The organism is Yersinia sp. 2540 StPb PI, from assembly GCF_052217165.1.
Taxonomy (GTDB): Bacteria; Pseudomonadota; Gammaproteobacteria; order Enterobacterales; family Enterobacteriaceae; genus Yersinia; species Yersinia enterocolitica_E.
This window is the reverse complement of record NZ_JAZGQC010000001.1, coordinates 1,823,993-1,835,905: the sequence shown is the minus strand read 5'-3', so window position 1 is coordinate 1,835,905 and position 11,913 is coordinate 1,823,993. Positions and strand designations below refer to the sequence as shown.

Sequence of the window (11,913 nt, the reverse complement as noted above, 5' to 3'; positions counted from 1 at the left end):
CGAATGCAGTCAACACAGCAGCAGGTTGAAAGATGACGAGTATACGCTGGCAACTGTGGATCGTTGCCTTCGGTTTCTTTATGCAGACGCTGGATACCACCATCGTCAATACCGCCCTGCCCTCGATTGCGGCCAGTTTGGGTGAGAACCCATTGCGTATGCAATCGGTCATTGTGTCGTATGTGTTGACGGTGGCGGTGATGCTGCCCGCTAGCGGGTGGTTGGCTGATCGTGTCGGGGTTAAGTGGGTATTTTTCTCAGCAATCATTCTGTTTACCCTTGGTTCACTGATGTGCGCGCAATCTGAAACCCTGAATGAGCTTATCGCCTCTCGCGTGATTCAAGGGGTCGGTGGCGCAATGATGGTACCCGTGGGCCGCCTGACGGTGATGAAGATCGTGCCACGCGAACAATATATGTCGGCGATGGCCTTTGTCACCCTACCCGGCCAGATTGGGCCATTGGTTGGCCCGGCGCTGGGGGGATTTCTGGTGGAATACGCCAGTTGGCACTGGATCTTCTTGATCAACCTACCGGTGGGGGTGGTTGGCGCGTTAGCTACTCTGCTGCTGATGCCTAACTACACCATGCGTACCCGTCGCTTTGATATCAGCGGCTTTATCATGCTGGCTATCGGCATGGCAACCCTAACACTGGCGTTAGATGGCCATAAAGGGCTGGGTTTGCCACCGCTGGCAATTGCGGGTTTAGTCTTGTCTGGGATGTTGGCTCTGGCCGGATATTGGTGGCATGCCCGAGGTAATAACGCTGCGCTATTTTCACTGAGATTGTTCAAAAACAAATCCTATGCCCTTGGCCTGACTGCAAGTATGACTGCGCGCATTGGCAGTGGCATGCTGCCCTTTATGACCCCGATTTTCCTGCAAATCGGGCTGGGATTCACGCCGTTCCATGCAGGTTTAATGATGATCCCGATGATTATCGGCAGTATGGGCATGAAGCGAATTATCGTGCAGGTGGTTAACCGCTTCGGCTACCGGCAAGTGTTGGTCAGCGCGACATTGCTGCTGGCGGTGGTTAGTCTGAGCTTCCCGCTGGTGGCACTGATGGGCTGGCTATGGCTACTGCCGGTGGTGCTATTTTTCCAGGGAATGGTTAACGCACTGCGCTTCTCCACCATGAATACCTTAACCCTGAAAGATTTACCAAACCGCCTTGCCAGTAGCGGCAATAGCTTGCTGTCGATGGTGATGCAACTCTCCATGAGTCTGGGGGTCAGTACCGCCGGGATATTGTTGGGCGTGTTTGCACATAATCAGGTGGTTACCAATACCCCGGCAACCCACAGCGCGTTCTTGTACAGCTATATGTGTATGGCCATTATTATTGCTCTGCCCGCCCTGATATTTAATCACGTGCCGCCGGATACCGGCACCAATCGTAATCTGGTCCGCCAACCCATTAAACCGGCCAACCGATAGAACAGGTGAAAACATAATGAGAATCGGCATTACCGGAAAACTATTTATGGCAATATTTGCTACCTGCATGCTGGTGTTGATCACCATGCACTGGGGGGTTAGAGCCAGCTTCGAGCGCGGATTCATTGATTACATCAAACAAAGCAATGAACAACGTATCGCCATGTTGGGAGACGCGCTTGAGGTGCAATATCAGCGTTACGGTAACTGGGATTTCCTGCGTAATAATGATCAGGTGATTTATCAGATCATGCGCTCTTTCGAGCAGAGCGGTGATAACAGCCGCAATCTGCCGCCACGAGGCTGGCGCGCTCAGTTCTGGGTGGTCGATAATCACAATAATCTACTGGTCGGGCACACCGGTCAGGTGCCGAAAGAAGCTAGCCGTCGCGCCATCAAGGTGAATAAAAACGTGGTGGGCTGGGTGATGTCCACTCCCCCCGAAAAACTGACGCGTAATGCAGATATTAACTTTGACCAGCAACAGCGCCGCACCAGTTGGATTATTGTCGGCTTATCAACCCTGCTGGCGGCAGCGGTGACCTGGGTTTTATCGCGCGGGATGTTGGCACCGGTAAAACGGTTAGTGGAAGGTACTCACCGCTTAGCTGCCGGTGATTTCAGCACTCGAGTGGCGGTCAGTAGCCGTGACGAACTGGGTCGTTTGGCACAAGATTTTAACCAACTTGCCAGTTCGTTGGAGAAAAACGAGCAAATGCGGCGCGACTTTATGGCCGATGTCTCGCATGAATTACGCACGCCACTGGCGGTACTGCGCGGCGAGTTGGAGGCGCTACAGGATGGTGTGCGCCAACCAACACCTGAATCCTTGATCTCACTGCAAGCCGAGGTAGGAATTCTGACCAAACTGGTCAACGACCTGCATCAGTTATCGCTCTCAGATCGTGGTGCACTGGCCTACCGTAAAACCCAACTGGATGCCGTGCGTCTGTTACAAATCGCTATCGCCAGCTTCCATGGTCGTTTCCAAAGTAAAAATATCACCATTACCGCCCATCTGCCTGAACAGGCAATAATGTTCGGCGACCCCGACCGATTGAATCAGCTATTTCATAATTTACTGGAAAACAGTCTGCGTTATACCAATGAAGGCGGGCAGCTTGAGATTATCGCACTGCCAGAAGAAGAAGCATTAACCCTACACTGGCAGGACAGTAAACCGGGCCTTAGTGATGAACAGCTACAACGTATTTTTGAGCGTTTTTATCGCACCGAAAGCTCACGTAACCGCGCAAGCGGCGGCTCAGGACTAGGGCTGGCGATATGCCACAATATTGTCGAGGCCCACGGTGGCAAAATCAGCGCCGAACATTCACCTTTGGGTGGCCTGCGGATTACGGTAGTATTTCCGCTATTCCATTCCATAGGGTAGTTCATTGTAATGCACGAGCCGCTTCAGTCTGCCAGCCAATCTGGCTCCGTATTGATTGTTGAAGATGAACCGAAGCTCGGCCAGTTATTGGTCGATTACCTGCAAGCTGCGGGTTATCAGACCCAATGGCTCACCAGGGGTGACGAGGTAGTGGCGGCAGTCCGTCAGTCGCCACCGGCCATTATTTTGCTGGATTTAATGTTACCCGGTAGCGATGGCATTACCATTTGCCGAGAAATTCGCCGTTTCTCTGATGTGCCGATTATGATGGTGACGGCAAAAACCGAAGAGATTGATCGATTACTGGGGCTGGAGATCGGTGCTGACGACTATATCTGCAAACCCTATAGCCCGCGGGAAGTGGTGGCGCGGGTCAAAACCATTCTGCGCCGCTGCCGACCGCTACCGCAGCAGCCAAGTGATACGGTGCCACTGCTGATTGATGAATCCCGCTTTCAGGCCAGTTATCTGGGCCATCAGTTGGAATTGACCCCGGCAGAATTTCGTCTGCTGAAAATACTGGCAACCCAACCAGGCCATGTGTTTAGCCGTGAGCAACTGCTGAATAATCTGTATGACGATTACCGCGTGGTGACGGATCGCACTATCGATAGCCATATCAAAAATCTCCGGCGCAAGCTGGAATCACTCGATGGCAAGAAGCCATTTATCCGTGCAGTGTACGGTATGGGGTATCGCTGGGAAGCAGAGATCTGTCGTTTACTGTAATGCCGTCTTTGCCAAAGGTGCGTTATGTTGGTGGTGCATGGCGCATTGACCTGACATCCGGTCAACGTTGACTACACTCATTAGAGGTATCACAACCAACAGGAGAACCACTATGACCATGGGTTACTATGAGCTTAATAAGGCAAAGAATGGGCAGCACTATTTCAATCTAAAAGCCAGCAATGGCGAAACTATTCTCTCCAGTGAGATGTACGCCAGTAAGGCTTCGGCTGAAAACGGCATATCATCAGTGCAAAGTAACTCCCCACTGGAAAGCCAATATGAGCTGAAGCACAACGTCAAAAATGAACCTTATTTCGTTTTGAAAGCGAAAAACCATCAGGTTATTGGCGTCAGTGAATCCTACAGTTCTGACGCTGCTGCCAAAAAAGGCATTGCCTCCGTAATAAAAAATGGCCCGACCACCATAATTAAAGATTTGACGCTGTAATTTTTATTTATCTGATAGCGCTATTTAACCTACATTCGTTGCTTAAACGTACCTGCGCGGGGCGAGTGACCGCGCATCTCATTTCAAACGTTTCTGATCTTCGGTTACCGCTGCAAACTCTTTCTCCAGCATTTTTTTCAATACCTGCTGGTTACGTGGTAATAAACCTATTTTCAAACCAAAAGGCCGAAAAACACGCCCAAGCACAGATAACGTCTGGCCCCCTTTATCCGTTTCAATATCAGACAGAGTACGTCGGCTGATATTAACCAAAGATGAAAACTCGTCCTGAGACATGGTTAGCATCTCTTTTCTAAGTTTGCGCAGTAATTCCCCTGTAGATATCTGTTCACTAAATAGCTGGCTTAGTAACAGCAGCAACAAGTTCTCACGCTCTTGCGGTGAAAGTTTCACTTTCATAAATGTGCCCAGCGTTGTAATTTTTCATCCAAATAATCAAAAGCCATTCTCGGCATATTAAGAATGCTGTCCGGTACTCCTCGCATTTTAAGACGAGCCTTCAAACCTATTAGATTTTCAGCCATTTGCTGGAATGCCAAAAAGACACGGTCAGGGTCAGGGTCAGGGTCAGCAAGATCAGATAACTCAGTAATAATGCCCTTCCAGTCAAAATTCCCTCCCTCTTCATAGGGCGAGCCCCATTGAGTCACTCTGGGAATACCTTTAGGATCTGCTTTCATCGGGGCAAAATCATAGATAGGCGAGAGCCAGATCCCCTCAGGCCGTTTAATTAATGCAGTATTGCGGCATCATGCCAAAGACCGTGATTGAAGATCTGTATCGTTAGTTTAGCCACCAACACCTCTTGAGCAAAAAACTGCTCATAAAAAGAATAAATCAGCATTTATGTGCAAAAAACTGCTCAATTAACGGATTATTTCCTTAGGCTCTAAGACATTAAAATCCGCTTAAACTGATCCAGATCATTTAAACCCTACAAAAATTGTGCAATGGCTGATTTTCATGATTGGCGAGGTTACAATCCCCGACTTTTAACCACCCCTTCGGGCGTGGTTCTGACTTGAACTCAGACTGAGAGCCACTTATATGTCTTCATCTATTCCTTTTACCCCGGAATTATTATCGCCTGCCGGTACCCTTAAAAACATGCGTTATGCCTTTGCTTATGGGGCGGATGCGGTTTACGCCGGCCAACCGCGTTATAGCCTGCGGGTGCGTAATAATGAATTTAATCACGAGAACCTGGCATTAGGTATTCAGGAAGCGCATGCCCTCGGTAAGCGCTTCTATGTGGTCGTGAATATTGCCCCCCACAACTCCAAACTGAAAACCTTTCTGCGTGATTTAAAACCGGTGATCGATATGGGGCCGGATGCACTGATTATGTCGGATCCCGGCTTGATCATGATGGTACGTGAGGCATTCCCGCAGATGGATATTCATCTGTCAGTACAAGCTAACGCCGTCAACTGGGCTACCGTCAAATTTTGGCAACAGATGGGTTTGACCCGCGTTATTCTCTCCCGCGAGTTATCACTGGAAGAAATTGCAGAAATACGCGCACAAGTTCCTGATATGGAGCTGGAGATTTTTGTCCACGGCGCACTGTGCATGGCCTATTCCGGCCGTTGCCTGCTATCTGGTTATATCAATAAACGCGACCCGAATCAGGGAACCTGCACCAATGCCTGCCGCTGGGAATATAATGTTCAGGAAGGCAAAGAAGATGAAATCGGCAACATCGTGCATATTCACCAACCGATTGCGGTAAAGAATATCGAGCCAACACTGGGTATCGGTGCACCGACCGATAAAGTGTTTATGATTGAGGAAGCACAGCGCCCTGGTGAGTACATGACCGCCACCGAAGATGAGCACGGCACTTACATCATGAACTCAAAAGACCTACGCGCTATTCAACATGTGGAACGCCTGACGCAATTAGGTGTGCATTCACTGAAAATTGAGGGTCGGACTAAATCCTTCTACTATTGCGCCCGTACCGCACAGGTTTACCGCCGCGCTATCGATGATGCGGTTGCGGGTAAACCTTTTGATCCAACCTTGTTGACCACACTGGAAGGCTTGGCTCACCGGGGTTATACCGAAGGCTTCCTGCGCCGTCATGTGCATGAAGAGCAACAAACTTACGATTACGGCTATTCAGTTTCTGAGCGCCAGCAATTTGTCGGTGAGTTTACCGGAGTGCGTCGTGACGGCTTGGCTGAAGTGGTGGTCAAAAACAAATTCTCGGTTGGTGATAGTGTTGAGCTGATGACACCAAACGGCAATATCCAGTTTATTCTCGACAGCATGCAAGATAAAAAAGGTCAGCCGGCAGATATTGCACCGGGTAATGGTCATATCATGTATTTGCCCATCCCCGCGGACATTAACGTGGAATATGGCTTACTGGTACGTAATCTAAATGGGACAAATAGCCGAAACCCCCATGAAAAAGCGTAACGTAAAGCGATAAAAAAATAATGCCATCGCCAAGATGGCATTTTTAGCAAATATTAGAAATGGATCACATCAATTATAATTACGCTGGGGTAGCATAGCTCGAGTACAATCAAGAACTAAAAAAGTTTTACAGCAAGACTAGGAACCACCTCCTTGGCTAGCCCAATCTCCCTTGGGCTGGCCTTTTCTTTTTACGGCCCTATCCATCTGATTACAATTAATTTTTCCTAAATTTTATTATTAATGATTCTTGTTAAGCTATTAACTAATAATAAGAAAGCCTGTTTTATGAATAACCTCACCATCAAATAATAATTATCTCCGTTAAATAAATATCCCAACAAAAATAAAACCTCTTTTTATTAAACTTAAAGATAATTGATATTTGCAATATTGTCGGAATAATCTCATATAGCTAAAGAAGCCAAACCCACTACCAGCAAGTGATTCGAGCTGCATTTATGCTAGCCCCTCACTAATCCCGATGAACTTACTCAAGTAAGTGATTCGGGTAAGTGAACGCCGCTAACACCCCTGCAAGTTCAAGTAAGAAGGGGATAGGTAAATTAAACAGCTATGGGTTACTGTTACTCCTATCGCAGAAACGATTGGAGCACGTTATGACCTCAATGCCACGTACCCTTCTCATCTTGAACGGTAAGGAATCGGGTAATCTTGAAGTTCGCAATGCCGTCAAAAACTTGCGTGATGAAGGCATTATGCTTCATGTTCGAGTCACTTGGGAACACGGGGATGCGAAGCGTTATGTTGGCGAAGCTGCCGGTCTGGGGGTCGATACGGTAATTGCGGGCGGGGGAGATGGCACTATTAATGAAGTCGCCAGCGCGCTGATGGCCCTGCCCTCCTACAACCGCCCCAATTTAGGTATTGTGCCCTTAGGTACAGCCAACGATTTTGCCACCAGTTGTAACATTCCCCTGCACATAGAAAATGCATTTCAATTGGCAGTCAAAGGCCGGGCGGTCACCATTGATATCGCGCGAGTAAATAGCGAACACTACTTTATCAATATGGCGACCGGTGGCTTTGGCACCCGCATTACCACTGAGACACCGGAAAAACTCAAAGCCGTACTGGGTGGGGCTTCATACTTTATTCATGGCCTGATGCGTATGGATGCGATTAAAGCAGACAGTTGTGAAATACATGGGCCAGGTTTCGAATGGGCGGGTGATGCACTGGTAATAGGTATCGGCAACGGTCGGCAAGCCGGTGGTGGACAGCCTCTCTGCCCCGATGCGCTAGTTAATGATGGCTTGCTGCAATTGCGGTTGCTGACCGCAGAGGAATTGCTTCCTGCCCTACTGACCAGCGTGTTCAGTGGTGAGAAAAATAAAAATGTAGTGGAGGCTACCTTGCCTTGGCTGGAAATTACAGCCCCCCATGACATCACTTTTAATCTGGATGGCGAACCACTGGCAGGCAAGCATTTCCGTATCGAAATAATCCCCAATGCGATTGGCTGCCGTCTGCCGCCAAATTGTGAACTGCTGGGCTAAATATCTATCCGTGGGCTATCTTCAGTTAGCCCATGATCCCTCTCGATTTTATTACCCTTATCGCTCTGCCTAACTCAACGTTGACCTGGCTTTAGCTCGAGTTAACGCATTTTTTTACGCAAAAACCTTTCATTTCAAACCTCTTTTCTTTTACATTTAATTTTCACTTTGAAAGGTTTTACTTTCAAAGTGTGATCCATATGCAATAAATAGATCTAAAAAATGATTATGGTAGTTCACATGGCGACAGACAAGATGCTGAAGTCCATTCTGGAACCTCAGTATTTTGAATACCGCTTTATCACGCGGTTCCTGAAGTTTCTTTTCAAAACAAAAGTTTATAAAAACAGCCATAACCTCGATTACAGGAGAAAAAAATGATTGAACTCATAACCCATGGAGCCGAGTGGTTTATCGGACTCTTCCAAAAAGGGGGCGAAGTTTTTGTTGGCATGGTCACCGGGATCTTACCTTTATTAATCAGTTTGTTAGTAATCATGAATGCACTGATCAAGTTTGTTGGTCAGGATAGGATTGAACGATTGGCTCAACGCTGTGCCGGTAACCCTGTTTCCCGTTACCTGTTGCTGCCACTGATCGGTACCTTTGTATTTTGTAACCCGATGACCTTAAGTCTCGGGCGTTTTATGCCAGAAAAATATAAACCAAGTTATTACGCGGCCGCCTCTTACAGTTGCCACTCAATGAATGGTTTGTTCCCACACATTAACCCAGGTGAGTTGTTCGTGTTCTTAGGTATTGCCAGTGGTTTAACCACACTGGGCTTACCCCTCGGCCCGCTGGCTGTTAGCTACTTCCTGGTTGGGTTGTTCACCAACTTCTTCCGTGGCTGGGTTACCGATCTGACGACCTCCATCTTTGAACGCAAAATGGGCATCCGTCTGGACCGTAACGTACAACTTTAATATGTAAATTAAATACATACTGTGTGGAGCAGAGCATGAGTGAATTCATCAGGATTGAAAAAGGCGAAGGCGGCTGGGGTGGCCCATTAGTGTTGCCAATCGTACCGGGTAAGAAAATTGTCTATATCACCGCGGGTACCCGCCCGGCCATTATTGACCGTATCAGTGAACTGACTGGCTGGGAAGCGGTGGATGGGTTCAAAGAAGGTGAGCCACCAGCCGAAGAGATCGCCGTGGCGATTATTGACTGTGGTGGCACCCTGCGCTGTGGCCTGTATCCGAAACGCCGTATTCCAACCGTTAATATCCATTCAACCGGTCAATCCGGGCCGATGGCGCAATACATACTGGAAGATATTTATGTTTCCGGTGTGCGTGAAAAAAATATCCATAAAGTCAGTGGAACCGATCACGCCACCGCAACGGCTGCACCAGCAGAACCGGCGACAGCAACCGCAAGCAAAGCTGGTCGTGATTACGATACCAGCAAGAAAATTACCGAACAAAGTGACGGGTTACTGGCGAAAGTCGGGATGGGGATGGGGTCTGTTGTGGCGGTATTCTTCCAGTCAGGCCGCGACACCATCGATACCGTACTGAAAACTATCCTGCCGTTTATGGCCTTCGTTTCGGCGTTAATCGGCATCATTATGGCATCCGGTTTGGGCGACTTTATCGCCCACGGCTTAACACCGCTGGCCAGCAGCCCGATAGGCTTAGTGCTCTTGGCACTGATCTGCTCCTTCCCACTGTTGTCGCCGTTCTTAGGCCCAGGGGCCGTTATCGCACAAGTTATCGGCGTATTGGTTGGGGTACAAATTGGTTTGGGGAATATTCCACCGCAATTAGCCCTGCCAGCGTTATTTGCAATTAATGCCCAAGCAGCATGTGACTTTATCCCAGTAGGTCTGTCTTTGGCCGAAGCGAAACAAGATACCGTTCGTGTCGGTGTCCCTTCGGTTCTGGTTGGCCGTTTCCTTACTGGAGCGCCAACAGTATTGATTGCCTGGGCAGCATCAGCCTTTATCTATCAGTAAGCACTAAATACAAAATTATCTGTAATACATTCAACGGTTAAGGATGTACGTATGAATACTATTTATCAGACAACTATTACCAATATCGGCGACAGCGCCCGCGAGGCGCTGCTTGATGACATGCTTATCACCTTCCGCGAAGGGGCACCCAAAGATATTGAAGAGTTCTGTTTTATCCATCAGCACAGCGATACCGATGGAGAGCTACAGGCTGGCAACATTATGGAACTGGCTGATCTGCGCTATGTCATCACCGCAGTTGGCGAGGTGGCAACTCAGAACCTACGTGAATTGGGTCATGTCACCATTCGTTTTAATGGTGATAAGCAGCCTGAGTTCCCCGGTTCTATCCATGTAATAGGGCCAACACCCGATGATATTCCTATCGGTAGCTCACTGAAATTTATTCGTTAATTTATTCATTTATACCCGATGTCATTAGCATCGCAGTTAACCCTGCGACAGCTTCAAGTACTAAGGGTATTAGCCGAAGTAATTGGAATTGCAAAGGAAGTAGACGAACAAATCCCGATGAGCTGACACTCGTCAGTGATTCGGGTGAGTGAGTTCGACTAACACCGCTGCAGCTTCAAGTACCAAGGATAATTTTGGAGGTAGTTATGTCACAAGTAGCAGTAGTTATTGGTGGTGGACAAACATTAGGCGCATTCTTGTGTCATGGTCTTGCCGAAGCAGGGTATAAAGTTGCAGTTGCTGATTTAAATTCAGCTAACGCACAGTTAGTCGCTGATCAGATTAATGCCGAATACGGCGCAGATAGCGCCCGTGGTTTTCAGGTTGATGCCACCAATGAAAGCAGCGTGCAAATGCTGGCAAAAGCAGTAGATCAAAGTTTCCATCAAACTAACCTGCTCGTTTACAGCGCAGGCATTGCCAAGGCAGCACCGATTACTGATTTCCCACTGGATGATTTTGACCGCTCACTACAGGTCAATCTGGTCGGTTACTTCTTATGTGCTCGTGAATTCTCTCGCCTGATGATCCGTGATGGCGTTGCCGGGCGAATTATCCAGATCAACTCCAAATCAGGTAAAGTGGGCAGTAAACACAACTCGGGTTACAGTGCTGCCAAGTTTGGTGGCGTTGGTTTGACCCAATCATTGGCTCTGGACTTGGCTGACTACGGTATCACGGTGCATTCCCTGATGTTAGGCAATCTGTTGAAATCACCGATGTTCCAATCACTTTTACCGCAGTACGCTGCAAAGTTGGGCATTCAACCAGAAGAAGTTGAAAAATATTACACCGATAAAGTGCCACTAAAACGGGGTTGTGATTATCAGGATGTGCTTAACATGCTGTTGTTCTACGCTAGCGATAAAGCCGCCTATTGCACCGGACAATCAATTAATATTACCGGTGGTCAGGTGATGTTTTAAGTGTGATGTTGTCTGAAAAAACAGTTTGTCATCCCAGCAAGCGAAGGGGACTGTTTCTAGCGGTCTCACAGAGGCGAGGCCCAAGGATGGGCCAAGCAACGAACGCAGCTAACACTGCTGCAACGTCAAGTAAGAAGGATAAAAATATGTCTCCAACATCAGCACTGATCACTATTGTTATCATCGCCTGGGTGCTGCAAATCATGCTTGGCTGGTGGCAAATCAATCGGTTTAACCGTGCTTTTGACCGCCTGTGTCAGCACAGTAAATCAGTTGGTGTTGGCCGATCTGGCGGGCGCTTTAAGCCCCGCGTGGTAATGGCGCTGGCTTTCGATGAAAATATGCGGGTCAGTGACAGCATGATCATGCGTGGCATTAGCGTTTTCGCCCGCCCACGCCCATTACCTCAGCTTCATGGCTTACATCAGCAGGATTTAATCCCGGATGTGATCTTCCCTACGGATAAAGCATGTCAAACTGCACTATTATTAGCGATTAAACCGAAATCATGATATTTTCACAATGAAAGCTATTCTTTTTCATGTGAAAGTTATGCCTGAAAAAGAG

The 11,913-nt window shown here is 48.0% G+C and carries 13 protein-coding genes; 11 read left to right on the top strand and 2 right to left on the bottom strand.

The window, feature by feature from the left end:
- Nucleotides 1–32 precede the first annotated feature (32 nt).
- The 4 genes from V1956_RS08345 to V1956_RS08330 all read left to right on the top strand — a co-directional run bounded on the left by V1956_RS08345 (nucleotide 33) and on the right by V1956_RS08330 (nucleotide 4,015).
- The gene (locus tag V1956_RS08345) at nucleotides 33–1,442 is read left to right on the top strand and encodes an MFS transporter (RefSeq protein ID WP_420070838.1); all 1,410 of its coding nucleotides are present in this window, start codon (nucleotides 33–35) and stop codon (nucleotides 1,440–1,442) included.
- Between the two features lie 16 nt (nucleotides 1,443–1,458).
- Nucleotides 1,459–2,835 carry a two-component system sensor histidine kinase BaeS gene (gene baeS / locus V1956_RS08340; protein WP_372559641.1) on the top strand — a complete coding sequence of 459 codons (1,377 nt, stop codon included), beginning with the start codon at nucleotides 1,459–1,461 and terminating at the stop codon, nucleotides 2,833–2,835.
- Between the two features lie 9 nt (nucleotides 2,836–2,844).
- Nucleotides 2,845–3,564 carry a two-component system response regulator BaeR gene (gene baeR, locus V1956_RS08335; RefSeq protein ID WP_083163251.1) on the top strand — a complete coding sequence of 240 codons (720 nt, stop codon included), beginning with the start codon at nucleotides 2,845–2,847 and terminating at the stop codon, nucleotides 3,562–3,564.
- A 112-nt stretch (nucleotides 3,565–3,676) separates the two neighbouring features.
- The gene (locus V1956_RS08330; protein ID WP_372559642.1) at nucleotides 3,677–4,015 is read left to right on the top strand and encodes a YegP family protein; all 339 of its coding nucleotides are present in this window, start codon (nucleotides 3,677–3,679) and stop codon (nucleotides 4,013–4,015) included.
- Nucleotides 4,016–4,093: 78 nt separating this feature from the next.
- On the opposite strand, the gene V1956_RS08325 is transcribed toward V1956_RS08330, so the two are convergent.
- Together V1956_RS08325 and V1956_RS08320 are read right to left on the bottom strand one after the other, a co-directional pair.
- Nucleotides 4,094–4,435: a helix-turn-helix transcriptional regulator gene (locus V1956_RS08325; RefSeq protein ID WP_372559643.1), complete on the bottom strand. Its 342-nt coding sequence runs from the start codon at nucleotides 4,433–4,435 to the stop codon at nucleotides 4,094–4,096.
- Nucleotides 4,432–4,716 (bottom strand): hypothetical protein, encoded by a 285-nt coding sequence (locus V1956_RS08320; protein WP_442825011.1) that lies wholly within the window; start codon nucleotides 4,714–4,716, stop codon nucleotides 4,432–4,434. Before V1956_RS08320 ends, V1956_RS08325 begins: the two co-directional genes overlap by 4 nt.
- Before the next feature lie 367 nt (nucleotides 4,717–5,083).
- Between V1956_RS08320 and trhP the strand changes: the two genes are divergently transcribed.
- The 7 genes from trhP (at nucleotide 5,084) to gutM (ending at nucleotide 11,858) form a co-directional block, all read left to right on the top strand.
- The gene (gene trhP / locus V1956_RS08315) at nucleotides 5,084–6,463 is read left to right on the top strand and encodes a prephenate-dependent tRNA uridine(34) hydroxylase TrhP (RefSeq protein ID WP_372559645.1); all 1,380 of its coding nucleotides are present in this window, start codon (nucleotides 5,084–5,086) and stop codon (nucleotides 6,461–6,463) included.
- A gap of 629 nt (nucleotides 6,464–7,092) precedes the next feature.
- Nucleotides 7,093–7,983 carry a lipid kinase YegS gene (yegS, locus tag V1956_RS08310; protein ID WP_442825791.1) on the top strand — a complete coding sequence of 297 codons (891 nt, stop codon included), beginning with the start codon at nucleotides 7,093–7,095 and terminating at the stop codon, nucleotides 7,981–7,983.
- 377 nt (nucleotides 7,984–8,360) lie between these two features.
- Nucleotides 8,361–8,909, top strand: coding sequence for a PTS glucitol/sorbitol transporter subunit IIC (gene srlA, locus V1956_RS08305; protein ID WP_004877312.1), 549 nt, complete (start codon nucleotides 8,361–8,363; stop codon nucleotides 8,907–8,909).
- Between the two features lie 35 nt (nucleotides 8,910–8,944).
- A complete protein-coding gene (gene srlE, locus V1956_RS08300) occupies nucleotides 8,945–9,946 on the top strand; it encodes a PTS glucitol/sorbitol transporter subunit IIB (RefSeq protein ID WP_083163240.1) in 1,002 nt (333 codons plus the stop codon).
- A gap of 51 nt (nucleotides 9,947–9,997) precedes the next feature.
- Nucleotides 9,998–10,360, top strand: coding sequence for a PTS glucitol/sorbitol transporter subunit IIA (gene srlB / locus V1956_RS08295; RefSeq protein ID WP_083163238.1), 363 nt, complete (start codon nucleotides 9,998–10,000; stop codon nucleotides 10,358–10,360).
- A 206-nt stretch (nucleotides 10,361–10,566) separates the two neighbouring features.
- Nucleotides 10,567–11,346, top strand: coding sequence for a sorbitol-6-phosphate dehydrogenase (srlD, locus tag V1956_RS08290; protein WP_372559646.1), 780 nt, complete (start codon nucleotides 10,567–10,569; stop codon nucleotides 11,344–11,346).
- A gap of 146 nt (nucleotides 11,347–11,492) precedes the next feature.
- Nucleotides 11,493–11,858: a transcriptional regulator GutM gene (gene gutM, locus V1956_RS08285; protein WP_083163234.1), complete on the top strand. Its 366-nt coding sequence runs from the start codon at nucleotides 11,493–11,495 to the stop codon at nucleotides 11,856–11,858.
- Nucleotides 11,859–11,913 lie beyond the last annotated feature (55 nt).